Annotated in this window: 12 protein-coding genes; 2 read left to right on the top strand and 10 right to left on the bottom strand. The window is 64.6% G+C overall.

Annotated elements, in window-relative coordinates; genetic code table 11:
• Window positions 1-278 precede the first annotated feature (278 nt).
• From cobO to B9A15_RS22010, 7 genes are all read right to left on the bottom strand, one after another.
• The gene (gene cobO / locus B9A15_RS22040; protein ID WP_084413102.1) at window positions 279-920 is read right to left on the bottom strand and encodes a cob(I)yrinic acid a,c-diamide adenosyltransferase; all 642 of its coding nucleotides are present in this window, start codon (window positions 918-920) and stop codon (window positions 279-281) included.
• Window positions 917-1,408 carry a GNAT family N-acetyltransferase gene (locus B9A15_RS22035; protein WP_084413106.1) on the bottom strand — a complete coding sequence of 164 codons (492 nt, stop codon included), beginning with the start codon at window positions 1,406-1,408 and terminating at the stop codon, window positions 917-919. Before B9A15_RS22035 ends, cobO begins: the two co-directional genes overlap by 4 nt.
• A gap of 53 nt (window positions 1,409-1,461) precedes the next feature.
• A complete protein-coding gene (cobU, locus tag B9A15_RS22030) occupies window positions 1,462-2,004 on the bottom strand; it encodes a bifunctional adenosylcobinamide kinase/adenosylcobinamide-phosphate guanylyltransferase (protein WP_084413101.1) in 543 nt (180 codons plus the stop codon).
• Between the two features lie 22 nt (window positions 2,005-2,026).
• Entirely contained in the window at window positions 2,027-2,614 is a 588-nt protein-coding gene (locus B9A15_RS22025; RefSeq protein WP_084413100.1) for an ABC-type transport auxiliary lipoprotein family protein, read from the bottom strand.
• Between the two features lie 132 nt (window positions 2,615-2,746).
• Window positions 2,747-4,990, bottom strand: a complete 2,244-nt coding sequence (locus tag B9A15_RS22020; protein WP_084413099.1) for an MCE family protein — start codon at window positions 4,988-4,990, stop codon at window positions 2,747-2,749.
• A complete protein-coding gene (locus B9A15_RS22015) occupies window positions 4,990-5,826 on the bottom strand; it encodes an ABC transporter ATP-binding protein (protein WP_084413105.1) in 837 nt (278 codons plus the stop codon). Before B9A15_RS22015 ends, B9A15_RS22020 begins: the two co-directional genes overlap by 1 nt.
• An 82-nt stretch (window positions 5,827-5,908) precedes the next feature.
• Window positions 5,909-7,096: an ABC transporter permease gene (locus B9A15_RS22010; RefSeq protein WP_084413098.1), complete on the bottom strand. Its 1,188-nt coding sequence runs from the start codon at window positions 7,094-7,096 to the stop codon at window positions 5,909-5,911.
• A gap of 350 nt (window positions 7,097-7,446) precedes the next feature.
• On the opposite strand from B9A15_RS22010, the gene dgcA reads away from it, so the two are divergent.
• Entirely contained in the window at window positions 7,447-8,427 is a 981-nt protein-coding gene (gene dgcA, locus B9A15_RS22005) for an N-acetyl-D-Glu racemase DgcA (protein ID WP_084413104.1), read from the top strand.
• Between the two features lie 42 nt (window positions 8,428-8,469).
• Here the strand turns inward: dgcA and pbpC are convergent, their stop codons facing one another.
• From pbpC to B9A15_RS21990, 3 genes are all read right to left on the bottom strand, one after another.
• Window positions 8,470-10,557 (bottom strand): penicillin-binding protein 1C, encoded by a 2,088-nt coding sequence (gene pbpC, locus B9A15_RS22000; RefSeq protein ID WP_244557082.1) that lies wholly within the window; start codon window positions 10,555-10,557, stop codon window positions 8,470-8,472.
• Window positions 10,558-10,715: 158 nt separating this feature from the next.
• Window positions 10,716-16,280 (bottom strand): alpha-2-macroglobulin family protein, encoded by a 5,565-nt coding sequence (locus B9A15_RS21995; RefSeq protein WP_084413097.1) that lies wholly within the window; start codon window positions 16,278-16,280, stop codon window positions 10,716-10,718.
• A gap of 146 nt (window positions 16,281-16,426) precedes the next feature.
• Window positions 16,427-17,716 carry an MFS transporter gene (locus tag B9A15_RS21990; protein ID WP_084413096.1) on the bottom strand — a complete coding sequence of 430 codons (1,290 nt, stop codon included), beginning with the start codon at window positions 17,714-17,716 and terminating at the stop codon, window positions 16,427-16,429.
• Window positions 17,717-18,236: 520 nt separating this feature from the next.
• On the opposite strand from B9A15_RS21990, the gene B9A15_RS21985 reads away from it, so the two are divergent.
• The gene (locus B9A15_RS21985) at window positions 18,237-18,875 is read left to right on the top strand and encodes a DedA family protein (protein WP_084413095.1); all 639 of its coding nucleotides are present in this window, start codon (window positions 18,237-18,239) and stop codon (window positions 18,873-18,875) included.
• The last annotated feature ends 234 nt before the right edge of the window (window positions 18,876-19,109 follow it).

The raw sequence follows: 19,109 nt of genomic DNA, 5'->3' as shown, positions 1-19,109 counted from the left end.
GAAGGGATCGAGCCATGCCACGATCTACCCGTGGGCGATCAGGGTCCCGTCGGTCTCCTTCCCGCACTCACTCTACACTATCCCAAACACACAGGGTCTCCGGCCCTGTCGGGCCGAGGATGACGAGCGGTGGCAACTATGCGCTTCATCCTTGCCCCTTGTGGCAGACGCGATCGGCTATCGGATCGCAGAAGCGACGACGGTTTCGGCTGATACCCCTTAGCTGAATGATGCTGAGGGCGATCGAAACCCGATCAGTGCGATCCCCCGCCCCACCTCTAAAACTCGATCCCCTTCTGAGCCTTCACGCCTGAGCGGAAGGGGTGCTTCACCATCTCCATTTCGGTCACGAGATCGGCGATCTCGATAAGCTCGTCCTTGGCATTGCGGCCGGTGACGATGACATGTTTCATCTCGGGCTTGGTCTCGAGAAACTCCGCGACTTCGGCCACATCGAGATAGTCGTAGCGCAGCACGATATTCAGCTCGTCGAGCAGGACCATATCGTGCTCTTCGTCCAGGATCATTGCCTTGGCCCGCTCCCAGGCGGCGCGCGCGGCGGCGATATCGCGCTGGCGGTCCTGGGTTTCCCAGGTAAAGCCATCGCCCATGGCCGTGATCGTCACCTGATCGGGAAAGCGCTCCAGCGCCACTCGCTCGCCGGTCGCCCATTTGCCCTTCACAAATTGGACGATGCCCACCTTCATACCGTTGCCGATGGCGCGGAAGACCAGTCCGAAGGCGGCGGTCGACTTACCCTTGCCCTTGCCAGTGTGGACAATGACGAGCCCCTTCTCGATCGTCTTGGTGGCGAGGATCTTGTCGCGCGCGGCCTTCTTCTTCTTCATCTTTTCCGCGTGTCGAGCGTCGCGCTCCTCCTCGCTGAGGCCGTCGACCGTCTTCTCTCTGTCCTCGGTCAAAGCGCCGTCCCCCTCTCCGTCATGATTCGTTCGGCCTCCTCGTCCAGCGGCTTTGCGAGGAATACGCGTTCCTCAGTGCCCGGATAAAACGGCAAGCGGCCAAAGGGCCGATAGCCGAGTTTTTCATAGAAGCCCGGCGACTGGAAGGAATAGGTGTCGACCCATGCGCCGCGACAGCCCTCGGCGCGGGCGATCGTCTCGGCCTGCTCGATGAGGTCGCGCCCGAGACCCTTTCCGCGCAGGCGCTCGGGAACGGCGAGGATCTCCACATACATCCAGTCCCAATAGAGCTGGGCGATCAATCCGCCGTCGATCATCCCGCAACCATCGAGTCCGAGCGCCAGATAGCGAGGCGCGAAGGCGAAGTTGTTCGCTGTCGAGGCCTCGGCCAAGGGGTGGGTGATCGCCTCGCGGATGGCAGGATCGAGCGCCGGCAGGCGCCGGATCGTCACCGGCGCGGCCTCGGATCGTTCGTCAATGAGTGTCATACACCCGTCATAGGGCGCGACGGGCATTGGGGAATGGCGTGGGGAGGCGCCGCCTATCCCTTCAAGGTCAGCGGCAGACCGGCCGCCACGAAGACAACCTCCTCTGCGATCGAGGCGATTTGCTGATGCAGCCGGCCGGCTTGATCGCGAAAGGCGCGGGCCATGGCGTTGTCCGGCACGATGCCAAGCCCGACTTCATTGGAGACGAGGATCACGGGCCCCTGCCCCGTCGTCTCCGACAGCGCCTCGACGAGGCCGCTCGCTGCAGCCTCCACATCCCGGTCCGCCATCATCAGATTGGTAACCCAGAGCGTCAGGCAGTCCACGAGAATCACCCGATCGCCACCACGCTCGACGGCCATCGTCTCGGCCAGCGCGAGCGGCTCCTCGATGGTGTGCCATCCGGCTTCTGCGCGCATGGCCTTATGACGCGCGATGCGCTCGCGCATCTCTTCGTCATAGGCTTCGCTCGTCGCCACATAGACCTTATCGAGGCCGGTCTCGGCGGCGCGCCTCTCGGCATAGGCGCTTTTTCCCGAGCGCGCCCCGCCAAGGACGAGGCAGAGCCCGCCGCTCGAAAGCCCCCGCGTCGTCACGCGCCCCACCCCCGTTGCGAGATCAAACCAGCGTCAGGGTCCAGGCGACGATATCCCGGGAAATCTGGTTGAAGGCGCGATCAAGGGCCGCAACGAAATCGTCATTCGACGCCCCTGTCACCGGCGAGGTCGCGGTGAAAATGTTGGTGCGGCGGACCGTGCCGTTCCGATCGTTCAGGGCCTTCACCGAAATCTCGATGATCGCCCGGCGTCCGCCGACCACGTCGATCTCGAAGCGCCGAATTTCCAGGATCAGCTGATAGTCGATCGCCAGGCCCTGGCCGGGCACACCCACGGCGCCGACGCGGCCGGTGTTTTCGAAGGCCTGAAGCAGGCGCAGCTGCACCATGCGCGGCAAGCGATCGCTCCACTGGCTGCCGCCAAGATATTCGATCGTATAGGGCGTCGGTTTGACGACGATCTTTTCCGAATCAAGCGTCTTGATCGCCGTCGGATCGGGAATGAGGATCTGCGCGCGCGTCGATCCCCGCACGGCCGACTCAAGGCTCGGCGCGGAAATCTCGTAAGTGTCGACCGGCGCCGTCGTCGTACAGGCGGACAAGACGCCCGCCAATGCGATCAGACCCAACACATGCCCCAGGCGCTTCATGCGCTCATCCCCTCACGATCATCGAACGGCCTGGCATCGGCCGCAGGGCGGAGAAGCTCCGCCTCGTTTTCTTGGCAGATCACGCGGCCCGTTTCACCGGGCCGCGCTCGACAGGACGCCGTCTGTTGCTCATCAGCGACGGGTGCGCCCATCATAGGTTTTCACATTCGCTCCATCGCCGCCAAAGATGATCTGGCTTGGATCGTTGGAGAAGTCGGTGACCGCGCGCTCGATCCGGTTGACCGCCTGGGTGGAGGTCTGGATGAGATTCTGCAGATCACGCAGGCCTTCGCCCGAGAAACGCTGAAGATTGGCCGAAATCGGTGTCACCTGGGTCTGGATCGAGGCCGCGGCGTCGCGCACGGCGCGCAAGGCCTCGGCCAAGTCTGTACCGAGCGGGCGACCGCTGTCCGATCCATCGAGCAGATTGTTCGCCGAGGTGATCAGCTCGTCCAACTGTCCCGATGCCGCGGCCAGGCGCTGGCTGGTGACGTCGGCATTGCTGAGGATGCGGTCGATATCGTCTTTTCGCGCCCCGATGATATCGCCAACATCGCGAACGCTGTCGGCGGCGCTGGCGATATTCGTCGTGGCGCTGGAAATGTTCTCCACCGCGGTGTTGACGAGACCCGGATCGATACTCGCCAGAAGCGTATCGACCTGCGCGCGGGTCTCGCTAAAGCCTTGAAGTGCCGTATCGAGCGTGCGCACGGTCGTGTTCACCCCGTCGATGATCGAGGTGATGGTCTCCGACTTCGAACCGACCGTCGTGGCGAGCCGGCTGACCTCGTCGATCGCGCGGTTCAGCTGTTGGGTGTCGATCGCGTCGACGAAGTCTCCGGCCTTGGTGACGGTGGTGCTCAGCCGGTTGCTCGCCTGAAGGATCGACTGGGTGATGGGATCGAGCCGCTGAAGCGCCGTGTCGATCTCCTGCGTGCGACCGGCGACGGTGGTGGTCAGACGGTTGATGTTCTGAATGGCGTTGGTGGCACCGGTGATCGCCGTCGTGATCGCCTCGCGCTGATTAGCGACCGTGTCCGAAACGGCCGAGAGATTGGTGGCCGTGTTGGAAAGATTGTCCACCGTCTGCGAGATCTGCGCCGGATCGACGGCGGCGATGACCTGGCGAGCCTGATCGCTGGTCTCACGAAGGCTCGTCGCCGTCTGTTCGGCGGCAATGGTGATCGGATCGAGCCGATCGAGCGCTGTGCCGATGCTCTCGGAGCGCGCCGCGATGGTCGACGAGACCTGATTGGCGTCGTCGACGACTGACGAGGCCCCGGACAGAAGATCGGTGATCGTGTCGCGGGCATCGGAGAAGGTCTGCGAGATGCTCGACAGATTTGTGGCCGTGGACGAAAGCCCGTTCAGCGTGTTGGTGACAGTCTCTTCGTCAACGGCGCCGAGAATGCGGTTCGCCGAGGTCACGGTCGTGTCGAGATTGGAGGCGACCCGCGTCGCGGTCTCCGACAGGGGCCCGAGATTGCCGAGGAAGTCGTCGATGCCGGCGGCATTGCGCTCGATCGCATCGCCGATCTGGCCGACGCCGTTCGCCGCGGTCTGAACCGCCTCGACGATATTGCCGAGATTGGCCGACTGTTCGCGCACATTGTCGGACGCCGCCGCGATGTTCTCGACCGTCCGGCCCACATCCGCCGGGTCGATCGCGGCGACGATCGCCTGAACATTGGAAATGACACCCGGCAGAGCCTGGGCGACGGTGCTGGCGCTCCTGGCAAGATCGGAGAGATTGGCGACGAAATTGTCGATGTCGTCGGAATTGGCTGCGAGCCCCGCCGTGAACTGGTTCACATTGCGGGTGATCTCGGTGATGTTCGTGGCGCTGTCGCGCACCGAGGGACCGACCGCCTGAACGATGGATTCGAACTGGCCCAGAATGTTGTTCGCCCGCTCGGAGATATCGCGGGCCGTGGCGAGGATGTCGGTGACGTCGGAGGGATTGGCGGTGATGACGGGCACGGCCCCTTGAGCCTGCGCCTCTTGGATGATGTTCTCCTGATTGACATCGCCACCGCGCAGTTCGACGAAGGCGTTGCCGGTCAGGCCCTGGAAGCCGATATTGGCCTGTGTCGACTCCTTGATCGGAATGTCCGGCTGGACCTGGGTCGTGGCGATGACGACGCGCGGATTGTTGGGATCGAGCCGCAAGGACTGGACCGATCCGACCGGCAGGCCGTTGAAAAGCACCTGGCTACCCTGCTGGAGGCCGGTGACCGAACCCTCGATCCGCACGAGGAGCGTCACATTGGACTGGTCCTGGCGCGAGAAGATCGACCAGTAGACGAAGCCGAAGGCCAGTGCGAGGGCGACGATGGTGAAGATGCCGACGCGGACGTAATTCGCTTTGGTTTCCATCAGACGGATCCTTGCGTGTCGGCGGCAGAGCCGGCGCTCTTCTCGTCGGGCAGGACGACGTGGCGCGCGCGCTTACCGTGGAAGTAGGATTTCACCCAGGGGTGGTCGTATTCGAGCATGGTCGAGAGCGGCCCCTCGACGAGGACCTTGCGTTCGCCGAGGACCGCGATCCGGTCGCAGGCCATGAACAGGCTGTCGAGATCGTGGGTCACCATGTAGACGGCGAGGCCCAGCGTGTCGCGCAAGGTCATGATCAATTCGTCGAAATCGGCCGCGCCGATCGGATCGAGCCCAGAGGTCGGCTCGTCGAGAAAGACGATGTCGGGATCGAGAGCGAGGGCGCGGGCGAGCGCGGCGCGCTTGATCATGCCGCCGGAGAGTTCGGACGGATATTTGTCAGCCGCATCCGGGGCAAGGCCCACGAGATCGATCTTCAGCCGGGCGAGTTCGTCCATCAGCTTCGGTGACAGATCGAGATATTCGCGCATCGGCACCTGGATGTTCTCGAGCACGTTGAGGGCCGAGAACAGGGCGCCGTGCTGGAAGAGAACCCCCCAGCGCCGCTCGATGGCGAGGCGCTCGCGGTCCGAGGCCTTTTCATAATCGGTACCGAAAACTTCGATCGTACCGCCTTGCTTGGGATTGAGGCCGAGAATGGTGCGCAGAAGCACCGACTTGCCGGTGCCGGACGGGCCGACGAAACCCATGATCTCGCCGCGTCGCACGTCGAGATTGAGGTTTTCCAAGATCGTCTTCGAGCCGAAGCGCACAGTGACGTCGGTCGCCCGGATGATGACGTCATCATCGTCCTTCGGAGCCGGCGGGTTCGCGCCCATAGCGTCGCTCGCCCCGTTGCCGCTCTTGGCGGCCCCGTTGCCGGTTTGGGTGCTGCGCGGAAGCGCACCATTGGCGCGTGTCTCAGAGTCCGACGGAGGCATAGAAAATCGCGAAAAGCCCATCCATGACGATGACGAGGAAGATCGATTTAACGACCGCAGAGGTTACCCGAAGACCGAGACTCTCGGCGCTGCCCCCCACCTTCAGCCCCTCATTAGCTGCCACCAGGCCGATGACGATGGCCATGAAGGGCGCCTTGATGAGGCCGGAGAAGATGGTGAAGAGGTCGATGGAGTTCTGGAGGCCCTGGGCGAAATTGGCAAAACTGATGCCCGAATAGATGTAGAGGGTCAGCGCCCCGCCCGCGAGCGCGGCGAGATTGGCGATAAAGGTCAGGAGCGGCAGGGCGATGGTGAGGGCGACGAGACGCGGAAACACCAGGACGCCGATCGGATTGAGGCCGATCACATGCAGCGCGTCCACCTCCTCGCGCATCTTCATCGAGCCGATTTCGGCGCAGATCGCGCTGCTGGAGCGGCCGGCGATCATGATGGCGGTCAAAAGAACGCCGATCTCGCGCAAGACGAGAATGCCGACGAGATTGACCGCATAGACCTCGCCGCCGAAGCGCCGAAGCTGGAAGGCGCCCTGCTGGGCGATGATGCCGCCGACGAGGAAGGTGATGAGAATAATGATCGGAACGGCGCGCACGCCCATCTGGTCGATCTGATTGAAGATCGCGGCAGGACGCAGCTGGGTTCGCCCCGAAAGCCGCCGGCCGGCGCCATACATCGCGCCGCCGATCAGGTTGAGCCCGTTGACCAGTTCGTCCTTCAGTCCGACCATGCCTTCGCCGAGCCCGGCGATCGCAGCGACAATGCGATTCGTCTCCGCCGGCTTGGCGCTCGGCCGCTCCCGGTCCATCGCATCGCCCACGGCCTTGAACAGCGGACGGTTGCGCTCGGCAAGACCATCCAGGGCGATTTCGCCGCGCGACTGGGAAAGCTGGCGGCGCAGGCGCTCGAGGACAAAGGCACCCGCCGTGTCCACATGGCCAACGGCGGAGAGATCCATGGTGATGGAGGAGCCGAGATTGGCCTCAGCCGTCTTTTCGAGATCCTTTTCGAGCGCGCCGACCGTGCGCGAGAGCCAATCGCCGGCGACCGTCAGGACGAGCGTTCCCTCGTGCCGCTCTCCCTTGAGACTCGGCGCTTCGCTGCGTCGCCGCGGCGCCGCGCTGTCGCTTTCGGCCCTGGTCGCCTCTGCCATTGCCCTCTTTCGCCCGTTTCGCTCAATGCCAGGAGCTAAGCTCCTCAAGGCTCATCTTCGCCGTTCGTCCGTGTCCCTTGCGCTCGACCGCAAGACCGCTCTCGATCACATCGGCGCGGCGACTACCCCTGGCCGACGAATTTTCTTCACGCATGATGATAGTGCACATGCGAGACCGCCTGAATGGCCGGCGGGAGCGACCGAGACGGTTCGGCATCCATTGACGCCGAACGGCAACAGGGATGCGACGGTCGGAACGGGCCGCATCTTTTCTTCTTGTGCCTTTAACCCTCTATTCAGGGCCTGTCATGAAGCGGCGCGCCGCTTTTGCGAGATCGGAGAAAATCCCCATGCCGCGTCGATTTTCAGTCACAGTCGAGCACGTGCCCCTGGCAGGCGAATTCCGCATCGCGCGCGGCGCCAAGACCGAAGCCGTCGTAATTGTCGCGACCCTCTCGGACGGCGCATTCGAGGGACGCGGCGAATGCGTGCCCTATGCCCGCTATGGCGAAACGGTGGAGAGCGTGCGCGACGCGCTGGAGGATCTGTCGAAGGACATCGCCAATGGGCTGGATAAGGATGCGCTCCAATCGCGCCTTCCGGCGGGTGCGGCCCGCAACGCCGCCGACTGCGCTTTCTGGGATTTCGAGGCCAAGCGGACGGAGACGCCTGTCTCCAAGCTCATCTGCGCCGAAACGCCGCGCCCAATCGAGACCGCCTATACGATCAGCCTGGACGAGCCGGGCAATATGGGCGCTGCGGCTCGGGCGGCCGATCGCAATATTCTGAAAGTGAAGGTCGGCACCGGCGACGATATCGAGCGCATCCGCGCCGTCCATGCGGCGGCGCGCGGGGCTCGGATCATACTCGACGCCAATGAAGGCTGGACCAAAGAGTGCCTTGCGAGACACATGCTTGCCGCCACCGGAGGCGGAGCGGTTCTCATCGAGCAGCCTTTGCCCGCCGGCAAGGACGAAATCCTGGCGACCCTTCCCCATCCCGTGCCGCTCTGCGCCGACGAATCGGTCCATACCAGCGCCGATTTGGAAGGGCTTCTCGGGCGATACGACTATGTGAACATCAAGCTCGACAAGACCGGCGGCCTGACCGAGGCGGTTCGCATGAAGCATGAGGCGCGGCGGCTCGGCTTCGGGGTGATGGTCGGATGCATGGTCGCGACCTCGCTCTCCATGGCCCCCGCCGCCCTGCTCGCCCAGGATGCCGATATCGTCGATCTCGACGGGCCGCTTTTGATCGCCCGCGATCGGCCCCACGCCATCCACTACACCCATTCCCTTCTTTCCCCGCCCAATCGCGCGCTTTGGGGATGACGGGAGCGGTGTGGCGCACGCTTCATCCCACGAAGACGCCCGTCATTCCACGAAAACGGAGGAGCGGGCCGCGCCCCCGGCCGCGTCGAGAACGAGGATATCGACGAAGCCCGGCTCCGTCAGCCGCACCTGCGACTGACGGGTCAGCGCGTCGCGGGCGACCGGCACGCCATCGACGAACCAGGTGAAAGGCGGCTTGCCGTCGCGCACCTTCAGGAAGAGATCGGCGCCGCCGGCCCCTGTCCTGCTCGCCTCGCCCGCCCCGCTTTCCTGCCCGACAAAAGCCGCGTCGTCTTGCCGGCCAAGGGCCGCGACGGCCTCGCCGAGGCCGATTTCGATGCGCGTGTCATTGGGCGGAAAGACGATTTCCGGCCGGCTGGAGGCCGAAGCGGCCATGGCCGCCCGCCCGACCCGGCGCATGGGCGGCGGCAGATTTCCGCCAGCCGAGGCGAGAATGCCGGGCGGCGGACCGGGCAGTCGTTCGACCGGCCCAAGGCGCGAGAAGACATCGTGCAAAACGGGCAGCGCCGCATCCTGTCCGACGAGCCCGGCAACCGGGGCGCCGTCCGGCCGGCCAAGCCAGACGCCCACCACATGGCGCCCGTCATAACCGATCGTCCAGGCGTCGCGGTAGCCATAGGACGTGCCGGTCTTGTGTGCGATCTCGCCGGGCGAACCCTTGGTGGTCGTGGGCGCGCCGGCCAGGATCGAGGTCACATACCAAGCGGCCTGAGCCGACAGGATGCGCTTTGCCCCCGCGCCTTTCACGAGCGCTGGGTCGACCTCCACATGAAGCGGCTGAGCAAGCCCCCCATTGGCGAGACCGCCATAGATGCCGACGAGGTCTTCCAGACTGAGGCCGATGCCGCCGAGACCGATGGCAAGGCCGGGCAGCGAGCGATCGCCAAGTTCGGGATCGGCACCCGCCCGGCGCATGCGATAGACGAGCCGGGCCGGCCCGACGGCCGAGAGAAGCTCCACGGCCGGCAGATTGCGCGAGAGTTGCAGCGCGCGGCGCGCCGTGATCATGCCCTCGAAGACCCGGTCGAAATTCTGCGGCCGATAGCCGGCGAAGGCGGCTGGCGAATCGTCGACGAGGCTTTCGGGATGGGCAAGGCCCCTCTCGAAGGCAAGGCCGTAGATCAACGGCTTCAGGGTCGAGCCTGGCGAGCGCTTGGCGCGGGTCAGATCGTTGAAGCCCTGGCGCTCGCGATCGAAGAGATCGGGCGAACCGATAGCGGCGAGGATTTCGCCGGTCGCCGAATCGGCGACGAGGATCGCAAGGCTGACCGGCTTGGTAAGGCTCGACACTTTTTCGCGGGCATAGGTCTCCAGACGCGCCTGCATTGCCTTGTCGATCGTCAGACGAATGCGCTCGCGCTTTGGATCGGCTTGATGAAGCCTCACGGCCGTATGGGCGGCCAGAACCGGCAGGCTACGGCGCCCGTTCGGCATCGCTTCGCGCATGCCGCGCGCCGCCTCGTCGGCATCGATGAGGCCGAGGCCTTCCATGCGTTTGAGAACCCGGTCGCGCGCGGCCTTCGCCCTCTCCGGGAAGCGATCGGGCCGATAGCGCTCGGGGGCTTGGGGCAGCGCCACCAGAAGAGCGGCCTCGGCCGCCGTCAGGCGTTTGGGCTCCTTGCCGAAATAGCTCCAGCTCGCGGCCCTGACGCCCTCCAGATTGCCGCCATAGGGGGCGAGATCGAGATAGAGCGAGAGGATGTCGTCCTTCCTGCGCGTGCGTTCGAGCGCGAACGCGGTGACGATCTGCTCGCCCTTGGCCGAGAAACTGCCCGTCGGCAGACGGCCAAGCATGCGCGCGACCTGCATAGTCAGCGTCGATCCGCCCGAGACGATGCGCTGATGGGCGATCGACTGCCACCCGGCCCGCAGGAAAGCGACCGGATCGACCCCGCCATGGTCGCGAAACCGCTTGTCCTCCCAGGCAATCAGCATGGCGAGATAGCGCGGGTCCACGTCATCGACGCTTGCATTCAGACGCCAGCGGCCGTCCTCGGAGGCAAAGGCTCTGAGAAGCGCGCCATTCCGATCGACGACTTCGACACCGGTGCGTGGCTCCTCGATCGCGGCGATGCGTGTCTCGACCGCCGCTTCGAAGCGACCATACAAGATGATGGCCCCGACACCCGCAAGAAGGACGAACGCCACAAGGACGAAGACCGACCATCGTGATCGACGATGCGGCGCGCGACGGACCGGCTCTTGCCGCTTGAGCCTCTCCGCGCCGGCAAGGGGTGAAGCTCGACGCCTCTCTTCCCAAAGGTCGATCACCGCAGCGGGCCGACCACCGAGATCCGGCTTTCTTCCGTGCGTCCGCGCCGGCTCGGATCATACATGTTCTGGACGAGCGCGGCGGGACGGACGAACTCGCCCGGAGAGACCGCGCGCACGATATAGGCAAAGCGCCGGACGCCGGTATCGCCATCGCCTTGATCGACGGCAACAAGGAAACGGTCGGCACGGAATTCGGTGTTCGACGCCTCGCCTGAAAGCTCGAGCCAGTCGAGAGCGGCAACATCGCCTCCGCGCAGGATCGCCGGATTGTCGATCTCGAAGCCGGCGGGAAGCGGATCGTCGATCATCAGCCGCGCGGGCCCTGCATCGACCGGGGTCACCTCGACCACGAAGACGAGGCGATCGCCTTGTGCGACCTCGCTCGGATCGGCGGACTCGCCATCGAGCGTGAAGGCGCTGCGCGTTATTTGATAGCCCTCCGTCGCGGCGGGCGGCGCGACCTTCGGAACGCCTCGAAGCGTCACCTCTGCGGTGATCGGAGCCGGACTGCGATTGGCCACATCGACGCCGGCCGCCAAAGCCGCCTCGTCGAAGCTCGCGCTATAGGGCCCGTCGACGGGACGGCCGGAGACGCTGAGCCGTGGCGGATCGCGATCGAGAAGCGCATGGGCGGCCAAAAGCGACCAAGCGTCTTCCTGGGTCGAGGTATAGCGCTGGGACTGGCGGCCGGCATTCACCCGCTGGACGAGATCGGACAGATCGAGGCCATCCACCTTCGTTTCCAGACCGAGGGTCAGGATCGCCGCGTCGTCGCGCAGCGTCGAGCCATAATCGGAAAAGCTCGATCGCGGCCCGACAGTGGCAAGTGAAGCATCGATCGCCGAGCGGAAGACGCGCTCCGCCCGAACCCGGTCGCCGTAAAGAGCGAGGGCGGCGCCGATCTGGCCCCTTGCGAGCGCCGGGAATTTCGACAGCTCGTTGTCGGAATAATAGCGCAGATCGCCGATCGCGGCCCGCCCATTTCGGGCGAGCACGTAATAGGCATAGGCGACCGGGCCGAAATCGGGATTGTCCGGCAGATAGGAGAGATTGTTGCGCAGGTTGTCGAGAGCGAGGGTGAAGGCCTCCTCCGGCACGGCGTAGCCCGCTTCCCGAGCGCGGGTCAGGAAGTCGGTCACATACGCGTCGAGCCACAGATCGCCGCTATCGGGCCGCCAGAGCCCGAAGGCCCCATTCGAGGACTGGTTGGCGAGAACGCCTTTGATTGCGGCGGAGACCCGCTCGCGCAGATCGTCCGAGCGACCAAGCCCGGCCGCCAGGATCGTCGCGTCGAGATAGACGAGCGGCATCGCCCGACTGGTGATCTGCTCGGTGCAGCCATAGGGATAGAGGTCGAGGGCCCGCATCACGCCAGCGACATCGAATTCGGCCGCGCCGGTGATGGAGACGGTCGCCGTCGCCGTTCCCTGCACATAGTCGGTGAAGATATCGGGATCGAGGGCGAGGCTTCCGCCATCGCCGGCAAGCGCGACGCGGCTCTTTTCGACAGTCTCGGGCGCGTTGGAGCGCACATTGAGGCTGAAGCGCTTCGTCAGGATCTCGCCGCCGTCCGGCAAAGCGAGGGAGAGATCAAACTCCGCATCGCCGATTGCTTCGGCACGAACCGGCAGGAGCACGCGTGCCCGCCCGCCATCGGTCAGTGAGAACGTGCGACTGACAAGGCCGGGCTCTCCGCCATCGGCCAGATCGACGATCCCCTCGCCCCCGGACAGGGACAGGGTCACGTCGCCGGCCGGGCCATCCACATGGGTCAGATCGACAGCGATCCGCGACGTGTCGCCCGGCGCGAGAAAGAGCGGCCGGCTGACGGCCATGACGACCGGATCCCGCACCACCATCTCGGCATCGGCTTCGCCGACGCCGGTCTTGGACCAGGCAAGCGCCATCAGCTTGAGCGTGCCGTTGAAATCGGGGATGTTGAGATCGATCCGAGCCTTGCCGTCCGGCCCCACCGTCACGACGCCGGAGAACAGGCTGACGAGGTCGTCCATCGGCGGCGGGCTTTCATAGCTTCCGCCCGCATCGCCGCCCGAGCGCACCGTGCCGGGCGCCCCCTGCATGCGGTCGATGAGCTTGGAATAGAGATCGCGGATCTCGACCCCGAGCCGCCTCTTGCCGAAATAATAGGCCGAGGGCGACGGCGTCTCGAACCCGGTGATGTTGAGTATGCCCGCATCGACGGCCGAAAGCGTCAGAAAGGCCGTCTCGCCGGGTTTCACGCCCGAAACCGCGATTTCGACCGGCACATTGCGGCGCGGCTCGATCGTCGCCGGCGCCTCGATCGCGACGGCCAGCTTGCGCTCGCCCGGATCGACCGAGGCATGGGCGAGCCCGATCGCCCGGCCCGGCATGCGCTTTTGCGCCAGATCCATCGGTCGATAGACGATGGCCGTCACATAAGCCCCGGCGCCCCAATCCTCGGTGACATCGAGGACGACATCGCCGCCTTCGGCCGGAATATCGGCGCTTTGACGCGCGATCACCCGCTCGTCCATGACGAGGATCTCGGCCCGGCCGGCAAAGCGCGGCTCGATATGGACGACCGCCTTGTCGCCGACCGTGTAGCTGGGCTTGTCGAGAAGGACGCGCGCCATGTCGGGGGTATCGAGGGATGTCGCCGCGAGCGCCCAGCCAGCTTCGAACTTGACGCTTGCCGGGATCGCCGCGCCGGACAGATCGGTGACGACGAGTTCGTATTCACCCCATTCGACCGGCATCGAAAGCGGGAGTGCGTCACCGGCGCCAAGATCGGCCTCGCCACTCGCGATCCGCTTCTCAGTCGTCACCGGTTCGTAGTTCCACCGCCCGGCGCTGTTATACCATTGGAAGTCGGTCTCGATGCGATTGAGCACCCAGGTGATGCCGGGCAAGGCCTGACGCGCGCCATCGACATCGATCGCGACAATGTCGAACCCGGCCTCCGCTCCTTCCGGAACGGAGCCCTCGAAGCGCGGCTTGATGCCGATCCGAGCCGAAGAGGACGTCATGGGAAGGTCGAGCGTCTTCTCGACGGGGCGGCCACTCGCATCGATGACGCGAAGCGCCAGACTCGCTGTCTGCGGCTTCGTGGTCGTCGGCGGCTCGAAGGCGGCAAGGCTCGCTTCGGCATGGCCGGCCTCGTTGGTCACCGCGCCCTCGAAGGGATAGCGCATGGTGTTCGATTCGTCGCGGACGAGACCGAAGCGATAACCAGGATAGGCCGCGATGGTGTCGCTTGCCGTGACGATGGCATCGCCCCAGACTTCGAGACCCGCACCCGGCGCGCCAAAGAGATAGCGTGCATCGACGCTCACGCGCGGCGGGTTCGCCGGATCGAATCGGTCGGCGTCGGTCGCGAGATCGAAGGCGATCTTCTGGGGCTCGAAATCCTCCACGACGATCGTCGTGCGCGCCAGGGCCGGCGTATTCGGATCGGTGTGGAGCGCCACGGTCCAGACGCCGCGTGCCGCATTTTCGGGAAGCGCGACGTCGAAGTCAAAACCGCCCGCCCCTTCGTCCATCACCTGCTCGCGGCCATATTCGACGCCATCGGGCCGGGTTACGATGCGGGTCAAAGCGAGCCCTTCGACCGCCTCGCCCTTGGCATCGCGGACCAGCGCGGTGAAGTGGGCCCTTTCGCCCGTGCGATAGATGCCGCGCTCGGCCGTCAGGAAGACATCGACAGGGCCTGCGGGCTCGCGCCCCTCGACGCCGCGGTCGGTGAGGTCGAAGGGCGATTGGGTGAGATCGAGGAAGACGAAATCAGCCGGCGGCGCATCGTCGCCCGTCGCAGCTTTGTTCGATGCGCCCACCTGCCCCGCGCCGGCGATCGAATGCGAAGCCGTCAGAACCGCCGGCCGGTTGCCGCCGCTTCCCGCCAGAAGTCCCGAGGCAAAGCGCGCATGGCCATCGGCATCGGTCGTCGCGCTGGCGAGAATCTGGTTGTTCACCGCGACGAGATCGAGCGAGACACCCGCCAGTGGCTCGGCCGTTCCGAGAGAACGGGCAAAAACACGGAAACCGTTCTCGGCCGCCATCGCTGTGAGGCCGATATCGCTGACGACGAACCATTGAGTCGCCAGGGTGTCCAGATATTGCGGCCCGTTCACCGCTTGCGCCGACAGGATATAGACGCCGGGCTGGAGCGTTTGCACGAGTTCGGCGACTGGAATGGCGGTCGTCACCTCCTCATTGGTGCGCGAGCGAACCTCGATTGTCCCCGTCCAAACGGTCTCGCCGCGCTCTTCGGTGATCGCGTCGAGCTGATATTCGGCAAGCTGGCGAAGGAACTCGGCATCGCCGATCGAACGCGACAGGGACCGTTCGCCGACGCGCTGGACCCGCGCCTCCAATTGATCGGTGTTGACGGTGGTGACGGGGATCGTCGCATCGAGCCCACCTGGCAGGACATAAGCATTGGTGGCGAAGCGGACGGAAGGGTCGCGGTCTCGCACATAGACACTGATGTCGACGGGTCTCGGCAGCGTCTCGCCATCGGCGGAGCGGATACCGGGCCGAGCCACGATGTGATAGCGCTGCCCGTGGCGCACGCCTTCAACGCAGATCTGCGAACCTCTCGCCGTCACCGGCAGAGTGTCGCCGCCATCGATCGCCAGATAGTCCCCGACCGTGTCCGACTGGGTCAGGCTTTCGGCCAGCGGGTCGGAGAAGACCAGACAGATGCGCGGGCTGGCGGCGTTGTTGTCGACACTGTTGTCGACGACTCGAAAGCCATGGGAGGCGAGAGTGGCGCCCAGCCGGGCGCGAACGGCCGGCACTTCGGCGAGATCGAGGCTCGCCCGATAGGTCTTGATCGCCGATTTCCAGTTGGAAGCCACCTCGAAGCTTTGGGCGAGTAGATCGAGCGCCTCGGCGCGCATGCGGTCGTCGCCGGCCGTCAGATAGGCATTGATCGCGGCAAGTTCGCGAGTGCGAGCGACCTCTCTCTGCTCGTCATATTCGGTCGGTTTGGCGTCGAGCGCGGCTTTCGCCAGCCCTGCCCACGTCGCCTCGTCGAGCGGTGCCCGCTTCAAGACCTCGCGATAGGCGTCGATCGCCCGGCGCTCGTCGAGGGCGTTCTCGGCGTTGGCAACCAAGTCGGGAAGATCGAGATCGGCGGATAGGGGATCGCGTTCGGAGCCTGCCAATTCCAAGCGAAAGCGGCGCGCCTCCTCTACCGTTTGTCTCGGCAGGAAAGCGAGATCGGCCTCACGCGCACTGACACTTGCCTCATCGATCCGAGGTGCTTGCGCCACCTTGCCCGAGATCGCGCCCGCGACGGTGCGCAGCTCTCCGACCTCTGCCTTGAGGAAACACCAGCCCGTCGCCGTATTGAAGGTGAAGGCCTTGCACTGCTCGTCGCCAAGACAGGCCATGCTGCAGATATCGAGATCGACATCCTTCATGATGTCGAAGTCGCCGCCGAAATAATCGGCGCCTTCAGTGGTGATCAGGCGCCGCTCGCCGGCAGCCTGGGTCTGCGCAAGGGTGGGCGGCGCCGCGAAGGACCATAAGGCAGCCAGCGTCGCGACGATCCGAAGTCCGCCGATCCTGCGCATTCGATCCACCCGTCAAAAGAACGCCCCGCACCAAAGCATAACCCATTGCTGGACGCTGCGTAAGCCGGGGACGACGCCCGCTTCGGAAGAAAGTGGACGAGCCCCCGGTCTAAATCCCTCGGCCTTCATCATGGGCTGAGCGGGCCTCAGGGCTGGCGCGGTTCGGGATCGATGCGCTCGAAAGCCGGTCCCGGCTGCGGCCCGAGCGGTTCGACGGTTGCCGCGCGGCGCCGACGCCGGGAGAGCGTCACCACGAAGACGGCCATCGCCGCGCTCATGATCAGGCAATAACCGCCCATTGCCGCGATCTGCAGCGGATAGGAGACGTCCAGATCGATCAGAACACCGGTGACGCCGGGCCCGAGCGCCGAGGCGAGCACCATCTGGGCGACCGTCACCGAGCGGATCGCGCCGAGATGCTTAGTGCCGTAGAGTTCCGGCCAGAGGGCGCCGAGAAGAGTGGAAGAGGCCCCGTTGGAGATGCCGAGAAGGATCATGAAGACCGGGATCGACCATTCGCCGACCGCTGAAGCGGCAACGAAGCAGCTCGCGGCCATGGGCAGGAGGAAGGCCGGCAATAGCTTGAGGGCTGAGAATCGGTCGATCAGAGAGCCGCAGGCGATCGAGACGAGGACCGTCGTCGCGGACATCAGAGCAAAGCCTGCCGCAAAGGCCCCAAGTGACCAGCCTCTGAGTTCGGTGAGATAGACCTGATGGAAGAAGAGCGTCGTGCCGATGAAGGGCGGCGCCAGCACCGCCATCAGAATCAGCCAGAAACCCGCGCTGCGAAGAACCTCGCCGCGCGTCCAATCACGGACCTCGCTTTTGGCCGCCGGCAACGGGTCCGAGCGTGGATTGCGGTCGCGCATCATCGGTAGGACCGAGAGCGGCAGAGCGAGGAAGAGAAGGACAAGCGCGGCGGCGATCCACGCCCCGCGCCAGCCAAGACCTTCGGCTGCCATCACATAAGCGAAGGGAAGAGCGCCGGTTCCGGCGTGAAGTCCGAGCGTGACGAGAGCCATGGCCCGCCCGCGATTGGCCGCGAACCAGCGCCCTGTCGCCGTCAAGGCGATTTCCGTCATCATGCCCTGGCCGAACAGGCGCAGGAGATAGAGCGTCAGGACGAGGAACGGGATGGCGGTCGAAAAGGCCATGGCGGCTGTTGCTGCGGCGAGAGCAAGAATATTCGCCGCCGCGATCTTCCAGGCCGGATGGCGATCGAGCAGACCGCCCAGAGCCGGCAGCGTCGCGGCGCTGGCCAGCGTCGCCGCCATATAGATCAGGCCGAACGCTCCATTGGAGAGGCCGAACTCCGCGCGGATCTCGCCATTCGACAGTGAAATAAAGAATGTCTGGCCGAAGGAGGAGAAGAAGCACAGGGCAAACCCCGCCCCCAGCCAGCGCCCATTCTTCAGACAGAACCGCAGATAGGACATTGGCCGATCACCTTCAGGTTATGGGTAGCAAGAACGCCGATCAGCATCTCGCCGGATGGGGCGAGCGGCCTGCTCGTCCTGCTCCGTCGCAGAATAGAGCGCTCGCTGAGGTCGTTCGTTGCGAAAACAGGAGCCCAAGATGACGCTCGGATGCCGCCGGTTCGGAGCGAGTCGATCCTTAAGCCGTCGAGGCCCCGTTCGGTTCGGATTGAAAGATGCGAAACGCGGGACGGATTGCCCGCCACGACGAATGATTGTGGATGAAGCATCCCGAAGATGGCTCTGGGACATAGACGATTCCGTCCCTTCGCGGGATGCAGCCGGGCAACGGCCCGTCGTCAAATCGTCCGCCCGGCGATCGTGTCGCGAGAGCGCGGCGACCGCAACGCCTTCCAAGATGGCGGCCAACCGCCTATGTGCGACGACGACAGACACAGCAAGACAAACCGGCGCGGCCGGCGAGAGGCAGAAATCCCCATCCTCTCCCGTCGGACCGTTCGGACAGATTGCGGAAGCCGCATTGTACGAGATCCTCAACCTCATCAGCCAGTTCGGTCCAGCGATCGTTTTTGCCGGCACCTTTTTCGAGGGCGAGGTCTTCGCGATCATCGGCGGCTTCCTAGCCTATCGCGGCTCCTATCCCTTTCAGCTGATGATCACGCTCGCCTTTTGTGGCTCCTTCTTCGGTGATCTCGCAGTGTTTCTATTCTCTCGCTACTGGTCCAATCACCGCTGGGTGCGGCGTTGGAAGGAGCGTGAACGCTTTCGCCGCGCTCTCAAACTGGTCGAGCGCTATCAGACCTATTTCGTCGTGGTGAACCGCTACATCTATGGTCTTCGCATGCCGGGACTGATCGCGCTCGGCCTGTCGAAAATCAGCGTCTTGCGCTTCGTCCTCCTCAATCTCGTCGGCGCGGCGCTTTGGGCGACGATCTTCACCACTCTCGGCTATGTATTCGGCTATTCGATCCAGTCGGTCTTTGCCCAACTCGAAATCGTGGAGCGCGGCGTCATCGCCGTCTTAGTGGTCGTCGCGATCGGCCTCACCCTCTATTTCGGATATCGACAATGGGGGCCGATGATTCAGTCGCGGTCGAAGAGGCGAAAGCCCAAGGCCGGCGAGGAGCTATCGCGCGAGAACGGCACGGGCGACGACTGACCCGAGCCGGACATCCCACCAAGCGTCGAACCCGCTGTCAGCGTGATGCGGCAACTTTGCAGGACGTTTCCGGGATGATCATGCGGAAAAAGCCTTGAGATCGCTGAAGCTATTCCCCTCATCCGCTCTTCAGGCACCTTTGTAACTTCCCAAATGCCGTATTTGAAGCTGTAGTGGCAAGTGCGGTGGCGGATGGAAGACCGATGCACCTTTGGGACACCAAGCCCGTGGGAG

Origin of the sequence: Fulvimarina manganoxydans (genome assembly GCF_900176465.1) — a bacterium.
Taxonomy (GTDB): Bacteria; Pseudomonadota; Alphaproteobacteria; order Rhizobiales; family Rhizobiaceae; genus Fulvimarina; species Fulvimarina manganoxydans.
Note: the sequence above shows the minus strand (reverse complement) of the source record. Positions and strands in the feature narration are given on the sequence as shown.

What these genes read in the sequence shown, in the direction of transcription:
- B9A15_RS22035 (WP_084413106.1), bottom strand. Translation starts at nt 1,408, where the DNA reads ATGACACTCATTGACGAACGATCCGAGGCCGCGCCGGTGACGATCCGG.
- B9A15_RS22025 (WP_084413100.1), bottom strand. Translation starts at nt 2,614, where the DNA reads ATGAAGCGCCTGGGGCATGTGTTGGGTCTGATCGCATTGGCGGGCGTC.
- B9A15_RS22020 (WP_084413099.1), bottom strand. Translation starts at nt 4,990, where the DNA reads ATGGAAACCAAAGCGAATTACGTCCGCGTCGGCATCTTCACCATCGTC.
- B9A15_RS22015 (WP_084413105.1), bottom strand. Translation starts at nt 5,826, where the DNA reads ATGGGCGCGAACCCGCCGGCTCCGAAGGACGATGATGACGTCATCATC.
- B9A15_RS22010 (WP_084413098.1), bottom strand. Translation starts at nt 7,096, where the DNA reads ATGGCAGAGGCGACCAGGGCCGAAAGCGACAGCGCGGCGCCGCGGCGA.
- dgcA (WP_084413104.1), top strand. Translation starts at nt 7,447, where the DNA reads ATGCCGCGTCGATTTTCAGTCACAGTCGAGCACGTGCCCCTGGCAGGC.
- B9A15_RS21995 (WP_084413097.1), bottom strand. Translation starts at nt 16,280, where the DNA reads ATGCGCAGGATCGGCGGACTTCGGATCGTCGCGACGCTGGCTGCCTTA.
- B9A15_RS21990 (WP_084413096.1), bottom strand. Translation starts at nt 17,716, where the DNA reads ATGTCCTATCTGCGGTTCTGTCTGAAGAATGGGCGCTGGCTGGGGGCG.